Genomic DNA, 17,520 nt, shown 5'->3' with positions numbered 1-17,520 from the left:
ATGGGGGCGGGAATGCCCCGTGTCCAAGTCGCGGCGCGGAGAGCTCCGAGGCGGGGCCCGCTGGGTCTCAGTTGCTCGCCAGCGGTAATGACGGCTTGTCCGGCGGCATCGGTGGGGCCGGCAGGCGCTGGACCTTGATCTTCGCAGTGCCGCTATTGTTTCGGTAGAACAGATCGTGCGGTCCCTGGATCGCATCGAGCCAGGACGGGACCCACGACTCCGGAAGCAGCCGCGGGAATATCTGGACGGCGTCATTGACGTAGAAGAACAGCTCGCCGGACTCGGGCGCCACGAATTCGGCGACGACGCGGCCGGTCAACAGCTGCTTGGTCCAGACCTGGCCTGCCTCGGCGAGCGTGGCCGGCGGAATCGGTTCGAATTTGCCGAGTCCGTCGAGCCTGCCCTTGAATTCGGCCGTGTCGTCGAGCCGCACGGGGTACCTGTTGCGGCTCCTGCTGATGTCGTCCTCCGCGGGCAGGGTGGGCTTCATGCGGCGGGGAAATTCGTCGGCCGGCATCACATTGACTGCCTTGAGCGGCAGGTCGTTGATGCCTTTGCTGCCGACGCGCACCACGGGCTGGAACCAGTCCGCGGCGAACAGACGACGCTCCGGCAGCGCCACGTAGTGGTGCGGCTCGTAGGTCGCAAATCCGTTCACGCCGCTCATGATGGTACGGTCGAACCATGGCTCTTTGATCTCGAGAAAGACGCGGTATTTGCGGCCCTTCTCGACGGCGAGCCCGCTCCACCAGCAAAAGTCCCTGGTGTCGAATAACGCGCGCGCGTCGACCGGCTCGTCCGTCACCGGCGTGCCGGTCTGGAACGCGGCCGAGCCCTTGACCGCAGGCGGCGAGCAGACCGATCCGAGGGCGAGACGTGCGGTGAACAGGCTGCTCGACACGATCAGCGCGGCCGAGCCGAAGATCGCGATCAGGAAGACCGCAGGCACCAGTCCCCTGGTGATGACGTGCTGCGCCGGGCTGGCGTTCAGGCGCATCCAGTGTCCGAGCCGCATCAACGGCCCCGGCTTGTCGATGTGCTCCATGCTCGCCCTGCGGCGCGACGTGTTCCAGGCAAGACGTGCCCGCTCCTCGATGTCGTCACGCAACGTTCCGTTCTTGTGCCAGATCCACCAGGTGACGATCACCACGATCGAGGTCAGGAAGGGATAGTAGGTCGCGATGTTGAGCCAGGGGGCCGCATAGGACGGCAGCACGTCTCGCAGCAGATTGGTCAGCGGCGCCACCATCGCGCCCATCACCCAGTCGATATTGGTGATGAAAGACAGTGTGCCGGTGCCCTCCAGGGCGCGGTCTTCGGACCACTGCACCAGCGCGTGCGCGATCCACGGCCAGGCGGCGATCACGCCGGCCATGAACAAAAGCGAGAAATAGGCGACGCGCCGCCACCACACGGTGTCGCGCGTGAGGCTCGACATGGTGGCGTCGGGCGTGCTCATCGTGGTGAAGGCCCTGGCCTCCTCGGTACGACGCGGTCCCGTCGCCTTTTGCAGATAGGCGGCCTTCATGACCTCGCGCGCATGCTGCTCGTCGAGATTCTTGGTCTCTCCCTCAGAACGCAGCGGCAACCTCGTTCCGTCCGGCAGCAGCACCAGGCAGTTCGCCGGAAGCATGATAGGCGCGTAATCATCGCAGCCGAGCAGCATGCGCTCGATGACGGCGAAGTGCACGACCGGCAGCCCGCCATTCACGTCGCCGCCGAGGATCGGACGCGGCCCGTAGCGGTACAGCACCGCTGCGCCGCTGCGTGAATCATGCCGCGGCCCGAGCGCCGATTGATATTCCCTGAAATGCTCGATCTCGCCGTCCTGGAAGCGCAACCGGTCGCCGAGCTGCTCGACCATCCAGACTAGCGGCACGAAGGACAGCGTGGATTCAGGATAGCCGCCGCCGATATCGGAATGGACGCCCGTGAACCACACTTCCTTGACGATCTGCCCTTCCGCCAGATGGCTCTGGTCGATCCGCAGCGGATGGAAGGTGGTGCGTTCGTCGTCGAGCGCGAGCGCGTGACAGGCGTGCCTGACCTTGTGCGACAGCCGGTGATTGCGGAACGAGATCGGCCAGATCGCCCAGTCGATGGCGAGGCGGAGCTCCTCGACCGGCACGCCGAAGGCCTCGACGGTGTCGAACAGGCCGAGGAATGCGATCTCGACCTCGCTGCGCCCGTTCATTTTGCTCCGCACCTCGGCATAGCTACGGTGCCCGCAAAGCCAGTGATAGACGAACAGCAGGAAGTCGCGGATCCAGCGCGTGACCCAGATCGTCGGCAAGCTCTTGGTCCAGGGCACGGTCTCGCGCCGATACTCGCGCCAGGCGGCTTTGACGTTGCGCCCCATCTCCGCGTGCGACACCGGCGTGTCGTCGATCTCCGCCGGCACCAGGCCCTGGCTCGCGATCAGCGCCGCCAGCGTGCGCGCGGTGAAGGCGCCGCGGCTGAAGCCGAAGATGTAGATCTCGTCGCCGGGTCGCCAATTCCAGCACAGGAAGCGATAGAGCTTGCGGACGTTGCCGGGGACGCCGATGCCGGTGGCGCCGTCGAGCGCGGCAAGCGGTGCCCAGCCGGCGGTGCCGACACCCTTGATGTAATGCGAGATCTGGTCCGGCTGGGTATGGTCCAAGGCCTCATACAGACGCCAGACGCTGGATTCCTGCTTGGCGAACGCATTGCCGGTGCCGTCGGCGAACAGCACCAGCTTGCGTCTTGGCAGGGCCGCGCCCGCGCCCCCGCCGGCATTCCTATCCCTGTCGCTGGGCGCGCGTTCCGGCCTCGGAGAATCGGCGTTCCCCCCGACATCATGATGCGTCATGGGCCCCTCCGGCAAATTCGACAAGGAAAGCGTCAGGCCAAACCGGGCATCATTTCCCGGAATCAATCAGTGGTTGAAATCTCTGACTCATGAAAATACAGGTGCATTCTGCGCACAGTCGCGTTGAGGTAGCAAGCGGGATCGTGCGGCGTCGCCGTGTCGGGTCGTCGCTGGCTGGCAGCGGCGATGCATCGAGCGGTCATTGTCTCCGTGGCGACAGACTAGTGCTGGATGTGCTGACGCCGTTACGAGAGATCCACCCGCGGCGGCGGGTACCGCCGCGCCAGCATCGACAGCGACAGATCGCGCTCGTCCGCCGGCAGCTCCAGATAAGCCAGCACCAGCGGCCGCTTCCACTCCCCGACGCCGAAATCCATCGCCATCCATTTCTGCGGCTCGGGGCCTTCGAGGCCCCGAACCCAGACGAAATAGCGGGGAAGGTCGTCGGCGTCCGTCCTGCGTGTCCTGGCCATCAAACTGTCCGCTGCATCACATCGCTTGCCACAGGATATAGGGATTGGCGCGGGGAAGTGGAACGCCTCAAGGCGCGTAATCTCTCCTCCCCGTCATTGCGAGGAGCTCTTGCGACGAAGCAATCCAGACTGTTTCCGCGGATGCATTCCTGGATTGCTTCGCTGCGCTCGCAATGACGATTGCGGATACACAGGGGCAGGAACGAAGCAAATGGGCTGCAGGAGATGATTCTCGGCCGGAAAAGATTTGTCTGGACGCTCGCCGCTTGGCCATACAAAGATTCTGGTTGACCGAAATTCGGAAATATCGTATGTGTCGCTCATCCCGGCCCAAGGATAAGGGGCGTTTCGCGATCGTCACGATGCGCGGGCCGGGTGGCGGTGGACGTGGAGTGCATCGGCGCGCCAGCAATCGCAGGGCGGGTTTGGCCCGTGAGCGGTTGAGCAGCGCGCGCACGACCGGTGCGGTCCGCGTACGGCAAAAGCGTGTCGTCCTGACGCCCGGGGTCTGTGCGTCAAGGCTTGCGGTGATGTGAGCTGCCCGACCGGGCGTGCGCATCAGCCATCCGCAAGGCGACGGGGGCAATAGTGCATCGCTCCCCGGGGAGAGCGCGCCATAAGCCGTAAAACCATTGCGCAGGGAAAGGCCGGGATGTCCTGGGCTGCCCTGTATGCCGCTGTGCACTTGTCTTCGCAATTGCGCGCAGCGGACCGCGGGTGCCAGCCGGCGCCCGGCCTTCCCTGCGCCCTTTCCAAGGAAGGGGCGTCAAGAGAAGCTCAAGACTCGGGCGTCATGCGTCGCGAGGCCGAAGAGGCGTGTCCTGTTACCTAGAAATTGAAGTGGGCACGCTGGTCCTGACGATCACCGCCACAACTCGCAGGTCGCCACGCGGTTGATGTCGGCGAGCCGGCGAGCGGCATTTCCGTGCAGATCGAGGCTTTCGACCAGCGTCAGCAGGCGCCGATAGGCGTCCTCGGCAATGTCGACTGGCAGCGGGGCCTCGTCAAAGGCCTCGACATAGCTGCCGATGACGCCGCTGAGCAGGCGGCACAGGCCGCGCTGGGCGGGATCATGCTGGCCGAGCGTCTCGAGCTTCTGCTGAAAGGTCTGGAAGGTCCGCAAACCGTGGTGTTGCTGCGAAAGCCACGCGTGCAGGTCGTTCATATGAGCTCCTTCGAGTTACGGAAGAAGCTACCGGTTTATACAGTGGAGATGAGGGGATGGCTAGGGTGGGGGGAGCGAGTGTGTTGAGCCAGTCCGCCTTCGCCAAGGCTTCGGCGCGACAGCCTTCGCCGCTTCGCATGGATATGGCTGCGCCCGGCTTGCCGAGCCGTAGCTGCGAAGCAGCGAAGGCTGGTGCCCCTGGCCGGAATCGAACCAGCACTCCTTGCGGAACTCGATTTTGAGTCGAGCGCGTCTACCAGTTCCGCCACAGGGGCCCTCGGTCGGCCCTTGCAGGGAGCGTCGCGAAGCCGGCGGACTATAGCCATGGACAAAGCGGGGTCAACCCGCGCCAAAGTGATGTCAGCCGTTCTCGACAGCCGCATGGAGCGGGTCTAGAGGCTTAGGAGCGCGACCTACCGGAAAGAGGCTGCCGTGACGACCCAGAGTGCCGCCATACCTGCGTTCAAGCCGGCTGCGAGCGGCGCTGCGCTGACGGCCTCGCTGCTCGTCACGCTGATTGCAGCCGCGACCATCGCGGGCGCCTGGTTCTTCCAGCTCGTGCTGGAGATCCTGCCCTGTCCGCTCTGCCTGGAGCAGCGCTACGCCTATTATCTCGCGATTCCGCTCGGTGCGCTCACGGCGCTGGCGGCGCGGAGCGGCGCGCCGCGGCCGCTGCTGCTGGCGGGGCTGGCGATCCTCGCGCTGGCAACGCTCGCCAATGCCGGTCTCGGCACCTACCATTCCGGCGTTGAATGGGGGTTCTGGAAGGGGCCGACCGATTGCAGCGGTCCCGTCGTCAATCTTGGCAATGCCGGCGATCTGTTCTCAAAGCTCGACACCGTGAAGGTGGTGCGTTGCGACGAGGTGCAGTGGCGCTTCCTCGGCCTCTCGCTCGCCGGCTACAACGTCCTGATCTCGCTGCTCATGGCCGCGATTGCCGCGTGGGGATTTGCGAAGACGGCGAGAGGCTAGGCAAGCCGCCGTAGGGTGGGCAAAGGCGCGCCCTTCGCGCGCCGTGCCCACCATCTCGTAGTGATAAGGTCGAAAGAGAACGTGGGCACGGCGCTATGCGCCTTTGCCCACCCTACGAGAGCGGAGTTCGCGAGGCGCACCGCGCGCCGTCAATCATCCACATCGTCCTGCGTGCGTCCGAACAGATGCACGATGCCCGGTGGTGCGATCGTCACGAACACGAAACGCGACAAATGGTGGGCCCCGACGAAGATCGGGTCGATGTGCAGCGTCAGCGCCAGCGCCAGCATGGCATCCATCGCGCCCGGCGCGAAGGCGACGACGGCGTCGGAGAATCTGACCTGGGTGGTCAGCGCCACGATGCCGACGAAGATGGCGGAGACGGCGATTGCGACCGTGAACGAGCCCAGCGCCGCGTTGAGGTGGCCGGCCAGCGTCTTGATCCGCATCCGCGCGAAGCGGCTGCCGATCAGCGCGCCGATGCCGACCAGTGCCACGCCGCGCACCCAGTCCGGCAAGCCGCCCTCGACCCAGCCGGCGCCATGCAGCACGCTGGAGGCGATCATGGCGCCGAACATCCAGCTCGCCGGAAACCTGATCAGGCGCAGGACCAGCGCCATGGCCAGCGAGGCCGCGAACAGCTCGACGAGATCGAGCGGCGAGGCGATCGTCGTCGCCAGCGACGGCGCGGCCGAGGGGGCGACGCCCGCAAACGCGAGCACCATCGGCAGGGCCGCGGTGAGGATGATGACGCGCATGGTCTGCACCACCGCGATGCCCGGCAGGTCGGCGCCGCGCTCGACCGCCAGGATCGTGATCTGCGACAACGCGCCGGGGCTGCCGGCCAGGAAGGCCGAGGTGCGGTCCCAGCCATGGATGCGCTGGAGGTAATAGCTCGAGCCGAAGGTCGAGCAGAAGGTCGCGAGCGCAAGCAGCCCGATGGTGAGGGGATATGCGCCGACCTGCTGAAGCAGATGGCGCGAGACCACCGAGCCCAGCGAAATGCCGAGCAGCACCAGCACGGTCTGGGTCAGGAGTGGCGGCAGCGCGAGCTGGCGCCCGGCGATCGCGGCGATCCCGACCGCGATCATCGAGCCGGAGATCAGCCCGCCGGGAAGGCCGGCGAGGAGAAACACAAGGCCGCCGGCGGTGCCGATGACGAGCGTCTCCGCCGTGCTCAAGATCTTGGCACGGCTCGGCCATTCAAACGACAGGGAGGCGGCGATTTGCTTCACGCCACCTTATCGCAAATCAGGGAGAGGCGCACAATTGCAGGCTCGTCATGCCGCAATGCGCGCGCCTCTCGCTGGAAGCTCGCGGAAGATCGTGTCGGAGCTACTTCTTGTCGGCAGCCGGCGCGGCGGTGCCCGCCTTGGCGGTCTTGATGCATTCGGAGCGGAATTTCTTGCGCTCCTTGCCGTGCAGGCCCTTGGCGTCGGCCTGCTTGGAGCATTCGAGCGACTCGGCCGAGCGCTCCTTCGGGGCTTTCTTGTCGGCCGTGGCGGCGTCGGTCTTCGTATCGGTCTTGGCCGCCGGCGCGGCGGTCTGCGCGAAGGCGGTGCCGCCGGCGAGCAGGGAGGCGAGGGCGACGGCGGCGAGGCGAGAGGCGAGGGTCATGGTGTTGCACTCATCTTGCGAGAATTGCGAAGGGCTGCGAACGTCGGCTCGCATTGCTGAACGCGACATGAATAATCTGAACGGCGCCGTTACTATATTTTGGCGGCCGGGAGCCATCGCTTCCTTGTCGCAAATGGCCGGCACGCTAGGATAGCAATTCTTGTTTCACTTCCCCTCGGGGGAAGACCAAGGAGGAGACCTAAGGATGACCATTCAATCAAAAATGCTGTGCGCGATTGCGTTGTCGGGATTTGCTGCGCTCTCGGTATCGGCGCCGGCGCAGGCACTGACGTCGCAGGAGTGCAGCGCCAAATACCAGGCGGCCAAGAAGGACGGCTCGCTCGGCACCATGAAGTGGAATGACTTCCGCAAGGCCCAGTGCGGCGCGGATGCAACGCCGGCTGCCGCCGCGCCGGCTGCTCCTGCACCGACCGCGGCTGCGCCCGCCGAGCCGAAGCAGGCCAAGAAGGAGGCGGCCCCCGCCGCCGCGCCGACCCTGCCGGCGGGACCTGCGATCTATCCGAACGCGATCGATCCGAAATATGCCAAGGAGACCCCGGGCAAGGGACGCCTGCACACCTGCGTCGACCAGTACAACGCCAACAAGACCACCAACGGCAACGGCGGCATGAAGTGGATCCAGAAGGGCGGCGGCTATTACAGCGAATGCAACAAGAAGCTGAAGGGCGCCGCCTGAGCTTCGAATCGATACGAAGGCCGGAGCACCGCTCCGGCCTTTTTTGCCTGAATTTTAGTTTGAGCATAATCTTTCGGAAAACCGCTGCACACTTTGCGCTCACGCGGCCCTTCGGGTCCGGATCATGCTCTAGGCGAGCAGCTTCTCGGCCGACTTCGCCACTAGTTGCGATCGCTTGCGCGGGCCGCGCTCGACGAACAACAGGCTCTGGCCGAAGATGAAGCAGTAGAACAGGAAGGCCTGCGCCTCGGCCTCCTCCGGTGCAAGCCCGGTCGCGCGATAGAGCTCGGCCACGTGCTTGAGCCGCGCTGCGTCCACACTCGCCACGGCCGCCGCGGCGCTATCGTCGGAGCGGGCCCATTGCCGGATCGCGAGCTCGATCGCCATGGCTTCAGGATTGAGCCGCTCGGAGTAGAGCTGGATCACCGCCTTCAGCCGTTCGCGGGGCTGTTGGCCATCGAGGCGCGTCTGCTGCGCGATCGACGCGGCCCGGCCCTCGCGCCAGCGCTGCAGCATGGCGTCGAGCAGCGCGGCGCGGTCGGCGAAGCGGCGGTAGAAGCCGCCCTTGGTGACGCCGAGATTCTTGGCGAGCACCTCGACCCTGACACCCTCGACCCCCGCGCGGGCGAGCTCGGCAAACCCCGCCTCGACCCAGACATCGCCCTTGCCGTCGCTCATGAATGAAGCCTCTCGAACTCTTGATACGGTGCCGTATTGCTAACGCGTCTCGTGCCTGATACGCTACCGTATCAATCAATAAACAACGAGGGCGGAAAATGGCGATGGAGCAGGAGGCGACCTATCGCGGCACGGTCTATCCGTGGCAATGCGACCACGTCGGCCACATGAACAATCATGTGGTATGTCGGCAAATTCGACGAAGCCAACTGGAATCTATTCGCCCGCCTCGGCCTCACGCCGAGCTATTTGCGCTCCTCCGGCCGCGGCATGGCCGCCGTGCAGCAGAACATCGCCTACAGGCGCGAGCTGCTCGCCGGCGACATCGTCGAGATCCGTAGCCATCTGCTCGAGGTGCGCTACAAGTCGATCCGCTTCCGGCACGACATGACGAATGCCGAGACCGGCGAGATCGCGGCGATTTGCGAGATCACCGGCGTGCACATGGATCGAACCCAGCGCAAATCGGCGCCGTTCACGGATGCCGTCCGCGAGATCGCTCTTCGGCATCTCGCCGAGCCGGCCGAGGCCTGAGCCATGGCTGCGTTCGAGCCGAAGAACCCGGGCTATCGGGCGGCGGCCATCGCCATGTTCGACGGCCAGCCGGCGATGCACACGCTCGGCATCGTGATCGTCCGCCTCGCACCGGGCGAGGCCGAGCTGGCGATGCTGCATTCCGCGGCCTTCACCCAGCAGAACGGGTTTGTTCATGCCGGCATCATCACCGCCGGGCTGGACAACGCCTGCGGCGTTGCGGCCTTCACCCTGATGCCGCGCGAGGCTGATATCCTTACCGTCGAGTTCAAGACCACGCTGCTGGCCCCGGCTAGCGGCGAGCGCTTCGTCTTCAAGGCCGAGGTTGTCAAGCCCGGCCGCACGCTGACGTTCTGTGAGGCCAGGGCGTTTGCCGAGCACGAGGGCAAGACCACGCTGATCGCAACGATGACCGGCACGTTGATGGCGATGCTGCCGCGCATTGCAGCGCCGCCCGCGGCGAGTGCGTCCGGCGCATAGCCTGATGGTCACGCTGCTGGTGCGATGACATCGCCGCCGCGACACTCTATATGACGAGTAACAATTCCCGGTCCCGACCGTATTCAGGGAGATGGGACCGAAACGGGACGAGATATGGCTGGATTTGGGACTAAGGGCCTTGCGCCGACGCGGCGCGCGGCGTTGACGCTGATCGGGGCGGGCGCCCTCGCACTGACGGGCGCCTCGGCGCGCGCGGCGACCGACGACAACGAGGTGCTGACCGAAGCCAAGGTGCTGCGCGATCCCGACACGCCCGTCGCCGGCAATCCCAACGGTAACGTCACCATCGTCGAATGGTCCGACTACAATTGCCCCTATTGCCGCAAGCTCGAGCCCGAGCTGCGCCAGGTCGTCCAGGACGACGGCAAGGTGCGGCTGGTGATGAAGGATTGGCCGATCCTCGGGCCGGTCTCCGTCACCGCGGCGCGGACCGCTCTCGCGGCAAAATTCCAGGACAAATACCATCAGGCCCATGATGCCTTGATGGGCGTCAGCTCGCGCCTGACCGAGCCGCGCATCAACGAGCTGCTTGCCGCCGCCGGCCTCGACATGGATCGCCTGAAGCGCGATCTCGCCGGCCATGGCAGCGATATCGACGCGCTGCTCAAGCGCAACAACGAGCAGGCCGAAGCCTTTGGTTTCAGCGGCACCCCGTCTTTCATCGTCGGCAAGTACCGCGTCCCCGGCGTGCTCAGCATGACCGAGTTCGAGCAGGTCATCGCCGATGCGCGCAAGGCCAAGATGAACTGAGGAGCATCGGTCGTAGCCAACGCAAAGGCGCCGCCGCGGAGCTCGCGACGGCGCCTCGTTCATGATGGGCGTTGTTACTTCGACGAGATCCGGACCCAGTCCTTGTGCGCGCGGTCGCGCAGCGCATCCCAATCCGCCTTCGCGACATCCCAGTTCACGATGGTGCGATTGGTGGTCGCGACCTCGCCATTGGCGACGGACGAGGTCTGCATGGAGTCATAGACATACACGCCGCCGGCAAGCAGCAGCGCGCCAAGGATCATTCCGAAAAAAGTCTGCATTTGCGAACCTCCGGTGGGCCAGCAATAACGTCGGCCCGGAGCGATGGTTCCGCGGCAGTGCGGCGCGGATAAGGACGGGTTGTTCACCCCGCGTTCAGCCACTGCACCAGCTCCGCGTTGATCTCGCGGGGATAGGTGTGGCTGAGGTCGTCGATCTCGCGATAGGTGACATCAGCGCCGGCCGCTGCGAGCGCGGCCTGGGTCTGGCGCGCGGTCTGCACCGGAAACATCCAGTCGAGCTTGCCGTGGGTGATGAAGATGGGCAGCCCCTGCAGGCGCGCGGCGTCGGCCATCTCCGCCATCAGCGGATGGAAGGTTGCCGAGACCGGCGCCAGATGGGTGAAAGGCGAGGCGCCGTCGAGGCCGCTGACGTAACTGAAGGTGCCGCCGTCGCTCATGCCGGTCAGTAGCATGCGCGAGGCGTCGATGCTCCAGCGGCTGCGCACGGTTTCGAGGATACGCATGAGGTTAGGCGTATCGGCATCATCGCCCATCAGCGCCCAGGTCGGACCGGTCGCGGTTGGCGCCACCAGAATCGTGCCAAGGCTGCGGGCGTCGCGCAACCAGCTCCACAGGAAACCGCGTCCGTTGCCGCTGCCGCCATGCAGCGCCATCACCAGCGGCATGGCACGCTCGGGCGTATAGTCCTCAGGCACATAGACCGAGAAGCCGCCGCGGCTGCCGGGTTCGTTGTGATCGTGGAAGATGCCGGTATTTTCGCTCGCGCCGACGTCGAGCCGCGACAACAGATCCGCATTTTCGCGATTGGCGGTGTTGAGGAAGAAGCTGCTTACGGGAGGAAATTGCATCGCCAGGGGATAAAGCGCCTCCTGCGCGCGCGGCACGTGGCGCAGCGCGCGGAAGACAGCGACGAGATCGCCATTGCCGCGCTCGACCTCGCGGATCCCGGCAAAGGCGGCGAGCGTCTCGCCGCAGGCGCGATCGAGCCGCTCGCGGAGGCCCGCGAACTGCTCCGGCCACTCTCCAATAGCCGCGTGTGCCGTTTGCAGCGCCTCATCCGGTGCGCCGATCGCGTTCATCACGGTAGCGAACGCCGGCGGATGCAGATGGCGTTGGAAGAAGCCGAGCGCTTCCAGCGCATTGAGCAGCGGCGGCAGCACGGCCACGATGTCGTCGATCACGGCCTCGCTCATCGCGGCTTCCTTCAGCGTGGGATCAATGCAGCTTCGGTGCCTTCAAGAGCTTGAAGCGATCGGTGGAGGTCACCGTGACGTCGAAGGTGACGCCTTGGTGGTACACGGTCAGCGGCACGTCGACGCCGGCGGTGCCGAGCGCCCACATCTTCTTGTAGAAGGCGGTCTGGCTCGTGACCTTGTCCCCGTTCACGGCGAGGATGATGTCGTCGGTCTTGAGCTCGGCGCGCGCGGCAGGGCCGTTGGGGGAGATCCCGATCACGACCAAGCGGTTGTCGATCTCGGTCGAGTAGAGCCCGAGCCAGGGGCGCGCCGGCTTGTTGACGCGACCGAACTTGCGCAGATCGTCCAGGATCGGCTTCAAGAGGTCGATCGGCACGACCATGTTGACATGCTCGGCCTTGCCGTCGCGCTCGCGCTCCAGCTGAAGCGAGCCGATGCCGATCAGCTCGCCGCGCTCGTTGAGCAGCGCCGTGCCGCCCCAGTTCGGATGCGCGGGATAGGTGAAGACGGCTTCGTCCAGCAGATATTCCCAATAGCCGGCGAACTCCTGCTTGGCCACGATCTGGCTGGCGACCGAGCGCGTGCGGCCGCCGGCGCCGCCGACCACGACGCGGTCGCCGATCCCGGCTTCTGCCGAGCTGCCGAGCGGCAACGGTTCGACGTCGAGCTCACCGAGGGCTTGCACCAGGCCGAAGCCGGTTTCGGAATCGAAACCGAGCGCATGGCCTTCGACCACCCGCCCATCGCCGAGGTGCAGCCACACCGATTCCGCCTCGGTGATGAGATAGCCGATGGTGAGCACCAGTCCGTGATCGATCACGACGCCGTTGCCGGCGCGTTCGGTGCCCAGCGTCTCGGCGCTGAAGGCGTCCGGCGGGACGATGGCGTGCAGGCCAACGACGGATGCGAGCGCGCGGTCGAGATCGAAACCGTAGTCGCCCGCACGCGGCTGATTGGCCGGCGGCACTCTCCATTCGGTCAAAGCGGGCATGGAGTTCTCCTGGTCTTTCCTTGGCGCTTTGACATACCTCTCGCGCACGAGAAGCGCCGCGCTAAATCAAAGACAATCTATGCCGCAAACGCCCCTCTTTAAAGACCGCCATGCCTGGGTCGGTCGGGAAATGCAGAAATTCTGGACCGATCGTGCCTTGTGGGTCCCGGTGTCCGCGCGAAAAGACGTTGTCGACCCAGAGTGGCAAGCGTATCGTTCGCGGTCTGTGGAACAAGCCATGAGCGATGACAAGAATTTCGATCGGCTAACTTTGGAAAATGCACTGGCCGAGCTGGGCCGCAGGGCCTTCGCTGCAGGCCGCACCGTCGAAATCGTCGTCTACGGCGGATCGGCCCTCCTGCTGACCTTGAATCGGCAGATCAACACCGGTGACGTCGATGCGGTGTTTGAAGGAAACAAGGATTTCATCAAGCGGCTTGCGGCCGAGATGGCGGAGGAGTTCGGCTGGGACGAAAACTGGTTGAACGACGGTGTGAAGGGGTGGTTGAGCAAGAGAGACGCGGATCCTGACGTAAAGGCTCTATTCAAGACCTACCCCACCGAGGATCAGCCGGGCCTCCGCGTCTATACCGCCAGACCGGAATACTTGTTTGCCATGAAGCGCCGGGCGATGCGTGTCGGCGGTGTCGAAACGAATTCGGACATTGACGACATCAAGCTCCTCGCCCGCGCGATAGGCATCAAGAACAGCCAGGATGCACTCACGTTGGTCGAAAAATTCTATCCGCAGAATGCGCTTCAACCCAAGACCCGATTGGGTCTCGAGGAGATTTTCTCAAATCTCGAGACTGGGCCCGAAGATGACCACACGCCTCCGTCGAGCCAACCATGAGCCTGTTCGGCAAGAAGCCCGCAACGCTGGGTGACGTCGTTCGCCGCGTACAAGCTGGCGAGCAGAAGTTCGACCCGTCGCTCCGCGAATTTCTCGATTGGTTCTACATGAACCCGAACGCACGCCAGCAGGCCATCGAAGAACGACCCGCTTCCATCGACGCTGTGCACGACGCCTATACGGCGGCCGTGGCAGAGCACCTTGCGCGCGTTTACGGATTACAAATACCGGAATGGACCGAGGTTCACGGTAATGGGCTTCGCGAGCCCTTCTTCGCAGGTGGTCTACAATCTCTGAAGGGGGTGCTGGTTGCCGAGAGTCCGACGGCCTTCCGGCGACGCCTCCTGTTCGTAAGCAAAGACGCGCTCTCGAGGCCGAGAATGTAGTGCCGTAGGGGCGGTCGCCTTGGGCCGCGCTGTGAGACCCTGTCAGGCCGCATGGCTGGTGTCCCTGCCGCTGCTAGGCGGCCCCTCCCTAAGCTGCTAACCATTGCCGCTTCGTTTGACCAAGGGATCCGGACCGAAGCAATGGACAACCGCAGCGATATCTGGCGTGGCGTCGACACGATCAAGGGGCGTTTCATCGACCTCAGCGACAAGGTCTGGGGCATGCCCGAGGTGTGCTACACCGAGGCGCGGTCCGCCGCCGAGCATCTCGCCGAGCTGCGTCATCAGGGTTTCCGCATCACCGAGAACGTCGCCGGCATTCCGACGGCGGTGATGGGCGAGTGGGGCGAGGGCGGTCCGGTCATCGCATTCATGGGCGAATATGACGCCCTTCCCGGTCTCAGCCAGGAAGCGGGTGTCGCCGAGCATCGTCCGATCGAAGCCGGTGGGCACGGCCATGGCTGTGGTCACAATCTGCTGGGTTCCGCCGCGCTGCTCGCCGCGACCGCGGTGAAGGACTGGCTTGCCGAAAACAAGGTGCCAGGTCGCGTGCGCTATTATGGCTGCCCGGCTGAAGAAGGCGGCGCCGCAAAGGCGTTCATGGTGCGCTCCGGCGCGTTCGAGGACGCCGACATCGCCATCACCTGGCATCCGCACAGCTTCTGGGAGGTCGCGGTGACGCCGTCGCTCGCCAACACGCGCGCGGATTTCATCTTCACCGGTCGCACCTCGCATGCCGCGGCCTCGCCGCATCTCGGCCGCTCCGCGCTCGATGCGGTGGAGTTAATGAATGTCGGCGTGAACTACATGCGCGAGCACATGCCGAGCGATGCGCGGGTGCATTACGCGCTGCTCGACACCGGCGGCATTGCGCCGAACGTGGTCCAGGCCCATGCGCGGGTGCGCTATTCGATCCGCGCCCGTGACCTTCCCGGCATGAACGAGCTGGTCGGACGTGTGAGCAAGATCGCCGAGGGCGCGGCGCTGATGACCGAGACCAAGGTCGAGATGAAGATCATCTCCGCGGTCTCCAACATCCTGCCGAACACGCCGCTGGAGCAGGCGCTGCACCGGGTCATGGAAGAGCTCGGACCGCCGCATTTCGACGATGCCGACAAGGGCTTTGCCAGCCAGATCCGCGCGACCTTGAGCGACAAGGATATCGCGTCAGTCTATTACGCGATCGGCATGGAGCAGACCGATCGGCCGCTGGCCGACTTCCTGGTGCCGCTCGATGCCAAGCGCAACCCGCTGGTCGGCTCGACCGACGTCGGCGACGTCAGCTGGGTGGTGCCGACCGTGCAGGTTCACGCCCCCACGGTTGCAATCGGCACGCCGTTCCACACCTGGCAGGTGGTGGCGCAGGGCAAGAGCCCGCATGCCCACAAGGCCATGGTGCAGGCCGCCAAGGCGATGGCCGGTCTCGGCATCAAGGCGCTGACAGATCCGGAACTGATCAAGGTGGCCAAGGCCGACTTGAAGAAGCGAACGGCCAAGACGCCGTATGTCTGTCCGCTGCCGGATCACGTCGAGCCGCCGCTCGACATGTCCGTCGCGTAGAATTTCGCCTCCACACTTCGTCTGATCCTGCGAACAAATTTTCCGCAGTGCAGCGTGCAATCCAGCATGTTTTGATGCTGGATTGCCGAACGGATGGGCTGCAGAACACAGTTTTGCCCAACAGACAGCCAGAAGACCGTTTGCATACACACGGTCCCAGTTGACGCGCCCCCCATTCGGTGTGCCATCTACTGCCAGCTAATTGGGCGGCCGCCTCTGACGGCCGTCTTCATCACGATGGGAACCAGACGGGGGACAACCATGCTGGATAAAGAACTGCGTTCGATGATCGGCCAGGTGAAGGACGGACGGATGGATCGCCGCGCCTTCATCACGCGCATGGCCGCGGTCGGTCTCACTGCCCCGCTGGCCAACCAGATCCTCGCGCTCGGCGGCGTCGCCATGGCCGAGGGCGCCTCGACCTACAAGCCGACCAAGCGTGGCGGCGGTGGTGCGCTGAAGCTGCTGTGGTGGCAGGGCCCGACCTTGCTCAATCCGCATTTCGCCACCGGCACCAAGGACCAGGACGGTGCGCGCTTGTTCTACGAGCCGCTGGCCTGTTGGGATCCCGACGGCAACATGAAGCTGGTTCTCGCCGCCGAAATTCCCTCGATCCAGAACGGCGGCCTGGCCGCCGACGGCAAGTCGGTGACCTGGAAGCTCAAGCCCGGCGTTAAATGGCATGACGGCGCGCCGTTCACGGCCGACGACGTCGTATTCAACTGGGAATACGCCAAGGATCCCGCGACCTCCGCGCTGACGATCGCGACGCTCCGCGACATCACGGTGGAGAAAGTGGATGACCTCACGGTCCGCATCCTCTTCAACAAGCCGACGCCGTTCTGGGCCGACGCCTTCGTCGGGGCGCCCAACACCATTATCCCGAAACATCTGTTCAAGGACTATATGGGGTCCAAATCGCGGGAGGCGCCGACCAACCTCTCGCCGGTCGGTACCGGCCCCTACAAGTTCGTCGAGTTCAAGCCGGGCGACCTCGTCCGCGGCGTGCTCAACCCCGATTATCACATGCCGAACCGCCCCTATTTCGACTCGGTCGAGATGAAGGGTGGCGGCGACGCCGTCTCGGCCGCACGCGCGGTGATCCAGACCGGCGAATACGATTTCGGCTGGAACATCCAGGTCGAGGACGACGTGCTGTTGCGCCTGGAGAAGGGCGGCAAGGGCAAGACCGTCTATGCGGTCGGTGGCGACACCGAGTTCATCGCGCTGAACTTCACCGATCCCAACACCGAGGTCGATGGCGAACGCTCCTCGATCAAGACCAAGCACCCGCTGTTCTCGGATCCGGCGGTGCGCAAGGCGCTCTCGCTGCTGATCGATCGCGAGTCGGTCAAGAAGGCGATCTATGGTCGCGCCGGCCGCACCACGGCCAACTTCCTCAACGGTCCCGAAAAGTTCGTCTCCAAGAACACCTCGTGGGAGTTCAGCATCGAGAAGGCCTCGAAGATCCTCGACGAGGCCGGCTGGAAGCCTGGCGCCGACGGTATCCGCGAGAAGGACGGCAAGAAGCTGAAGCTGCTCTACCAGACCTCGATCAACGGTCCGCGCCAGAAGACCCAGGCAATCGTCAAGCAGGCCTGCCAGAAGGCGGGCATCGACGTCGAGCTGAAGTCGGTCGTCGCCTCCGTGTTCTTCTCGTCCGACGTCGGCAATCCCGATACCTATTCCAAGTTCTACGCCGACATGGAGATGTTCCAGATCCCGCTGAGCCAGCCCGATCCGTCGCAGCACATGCGTCGCTACCTCTCGACCCTCGTCGCCACCAAGGAGAACAAGTGGCAGGGCACCAACTTCCCGCGCTGGGTCAACAAGGAGTACGACGCAACCATCCAGGCTGCGGACGGCGAGATGGATCCGGTCAAGCGCGCTGCGCTCTACATCAAGGCCAACGACCTGATGTACCAGGACACCGTGTTCATCCCGGTGCAGCATCGCCTCAAGGTCGAGGCCGCGGCCAACAATCTGCGCCCGGTCGTGTCCGGCTGGGCCAACGAAACCGACAATCTGTTCGACTGGTACCGCGAGGAATGATCCCCCAACTCTAGACGGGGCCT

Annotated in this window: 17 protein-coding genes, 1 tRNA gene and 1 pseudogene; 9 read left to right on the top strand and 10 right to left on the bottom strand. The window is 64.7% G+C overall.

Annotated features, from left to right (window positions below; all coding sequences use genetic code 11):
- Positions 1 to 67: 67 nt before the first annotated feature.
- The 4 genes from GGD67_RS07655 to GGD67_RS07640 all read right to left on the bottom strand — a co-directional run bounded on the left by GGD67_RS07655 (position 68) and on the right by GGD67_RS07640 (position 4,743).
- A complete protein-coding gene (locus tag GGD67_RS07655) occupies positions 68 to 2,830 on the bottom strand; it encodes a DUF2235 domain-containing protein (RefSeq protein ID WP_179731936.1) in 2,763 nt (920 codons plus the stop codon).
- A gap of 245 nt (positions 2,831 to 3,075) precedes the next feature.
- Positions 3,076 to 3,303, bottom strand: coding sequence for a hypothetical protein (locus GGD67_RS07650; RefSeq protein WP_179731934.1), 228 nt, complete (start codon positions 3,301 to 3,303; stop codon positions 3,076 to 3,078).
- Between the two features lie 862 nt (positions 3,304 to 4,165).
- Positions 4,166 to 4,468, bottom strand: coding sequence for a hypothetical protein (locus GGD67_RS07645; protein WP_179731932.1), 303 nt, complete (start codon positions 4,466 to 4,468; stop codon positions 4,166 to 4,168).
- Positions 4,469 to 4,658: 190 nt separating this feature from the next.
- Positions 4,659 to 4,743, bottom strand: a tRNA-Leu gene (locus GGD67_RS07640).
- 157 nt (positions 4,744 to 4,900) lie between these two features.
- On the opposite strand from GGD67_RS07640, the gene GGD67_RS07635 reads away from it, so the two are divergent.
- Positions 4,901 to 5,440, top strand: coding sequence for a disulfide bond formation protein B (locus tag GGD67_RS07635; RefSeq protein WP_179731930.1), 540 nt, complete (start codon positions 4,901 to 4,903; stop codon positions 5,438 to 5,440).
- A gap of 149 nt (positions 5,441 to 5,589) precedes the next feature.
- On the opposite strand, the gene GGD67_RS07630 is transcribed toward GGD67_RS07635, so the two are convergent.
- The gene (locus GGD67_RS07630) at positions 5,590 to 6,675 is read right to left on the bottom strand and encodes an AbrB family transcriptional regulator (protein ID WP_179731928.1); all 1,086 of its coding nucleotides are present in this window, start codon (positions 6,673 to 6,675) and stop codon (positions 5,590 to 5,592) included.
- 100 nt (positions 6,676 to 6,775) lie between these two features.
- Positions 6,776 to 7,057: a PsiF family protein gene (locus tag GGD67_RS07625; protein ID WP_179731926.1), complete on the bottom strand. Its 282-nt coding sequence runs from the start codon at positions 7,055 to 7,057 to the stop codon at positions 6,776 to 6,778.
- Positions 7,058 to 7,262: 205 nt separating this feature from the next.
- Here GGD67_RS07625 and GGD67_RS07620 point away from each other — a divergent pair, with 205 nt between their 5' ends.
- A complete protein-coding gene (locus GGD67_RS07620) occupies positions 7,263 to 7,754 on the top strand; it encodes a hypothetical protein (RefSeq protein ID WP_179731924.1) in 492 nt (163 codons plus the stop codon).
- Positions 7,755 to 7,883: 129 nt separating this feature from the next.
- Here the strand turns inward: GGD67_RS07620 and GGD67_RS07615 are convergent, their stop codons facing one another.
- A complete protein-coding gene (locus GGD67_RS07615) occupies positions 7,884 to 8,432 on the bottom strand; it encodes a TetR/AcrR family transcriptional regulator (protein WP_179731923.1) in 549 nt (182 codons plus the stop codon).
- A 104-nt stretch (positions 8,433 to 8,536) separates the two neighbouring features.
- Between GGD67_RS07615 and GGD67_RS07610 the strand changes: the two are divergent.
- The 3 genes and pseudogenes from GGD67_RS07610 to GGD67_RS07600 all read left to right on the top strand — a co-directional run bounded on the left by GGD67_RS07610 (position 8,537) and on the right by GGD67_RS07600 (position 10,217).
- A pseudogene (locus GGD67_RS07610) lies at positions 8,537 to 8,966 on the top strand (acyl-CoA thioesterase).
- A 3-nt stretch (positions 8,967 to 8,969) separates the two neighbouring features.
- The gene (locus tag GGD67_RS07605) at positions 8,970 to 9,446 is read left to right on the top strand and encodes a PaaI family thioesterase (RefSeq protein ID WP_179731921.1); all 477 of its coding nucleotides are present in this window, start codon (positions 8,970 to 8,972) and stop codon (positions 9,444 to 9,446) included.
- 114 nt (positions 9,447 to 9,560) lie between these two features.
- On the top strand, positions 9,561 to 10,217 hold the full coding sequence (locus GGD67_RS07600) for a DsbA family protein (protein WP_018316295.1): 657 nt from the start codon (positions 9,561 to 9,563) through the stop codon (positions 10,215 to 10,217).
- Between the two features lie 74 nt (positions 10,218 to 10,291).
- Here the strand turns inward: GGD67_RS07600 and GGD67_RS07595 are convergent, their stop codons facing one another.
- The 3 genes from GGD67_RS07595 to GGD67_RS07585 form a co-directional block, all read right to left on the bottom strand.
- Positions 10,292 to 10,498 carry a hypothetical protein gene (locus tag GGD67_RS07595; protein WP_018316294.1) on the bottom strand — a complete coding sequence of 69 codons (207 nt, stop codon included), beginning with the start codon at positions 10,496 to 10,498 and terminating at the stop codon, positions 10,292 to 10,294.
- Positions 10,499 to 10,581: 83 nt separating this feature from the next.
- Positions 10,582 to 11,652, bottom strand: a complete 1,071-nt coding sequence (locus GGD67_RS07590; RefSeq protein ID WP_179731919.1) for a phospholipase — start codon at positions 11,650 to 11,652, stop codon at positions 10,582 to 10,584.
- A gap of 22 nt (positions 11,653 to 11,674) precedes the next feature.
- Positions 11,675 to 12,646, bottom strand: coding sequence for a S1C family serine protease (locus GGD67_RS07585; RefSeq protein ID WP_179731917.1), 972 nt, complete (start codon positions 12,644 to 12,646; stop codon positions 11,675 to 11,677).
- Between the two features lie 238 nt (positions 12,647 to 12,884).
- On the opposite strand from GGD67_RS07585, the gene GGD67_RS07580 reads away from it, so the two are divergent.
- From GGD67_RS07580 to GGD67_RS07565, 4 genes are all read left to right on the top strand, one after another.
- Positions 12,885 to 13,499 carry a hypothetical protein gene (locus GGD67_RS07580; RefSeq protein ID WP_179731914.1) on the top strand — a complete coding sequence of 205 codons (615 nt, stop codon included), beginning with the start codon at positions 12,885 to 12,887 and terminating at the stop codon, positions 13,497 to 13,499.
- Positions 13,496 to 13,885, top strand: a complete 390-nt coding sequence (locus tag GGD67_RS07575) for a hypothetical protein (RefSeq protein WP_179731913.1) — start codon at positions 13,496 to 13,498, stop codon at positions 13,883 to 13,885. Before GGD67_RS07580 ends, GGD67_RS07575 begins: the two co-directional genes overlap by 4 nt.
- A gap of 141 nt (positions 13,886 to 14,026) precedes the next feature.
- Complete coding sequence (locus tag GGD67_RS07570) at positions 14,027 to 15,445, top strand: M20 family metallopeptidase (protein WP_179731911.1); 1,419 nt, start codon at positions 14,027 to 14,029, stop codon at positions 15,443 to 15,445.
- 261 nt (positions 15,446 to 15,706) lie between these two features.
- Positions 15,707 to 17,497: a peptide ABC transporter substrate-binding protein gene (locus GGD67_RS07565; RefSeq protein ID WP_018316291.1), complete on the top strand. Its 1,791-nt coding sequence runs from the start codon at positions 15,707 to 15,709 to the stop codon at positions 17,495 to 17,497.
- Positions 17,498 to 17,520: the final 23 nt, after the last annotated feature.

Origin of the sequence: Bradyrhizobium sp. IAR9 (assembly GCF_013408065.1) — a bacterium.
In the GTDB taxonomy this organism is placed as follows: Bacteria; Pseudomonadota; Alphaproteobacteria; order Rhizobiales; family Xanthobacteraceae; genus Bradyrhizobium.
This window is presented reverse-complemented; position numbering and strand designations above follow the sequence as displayed.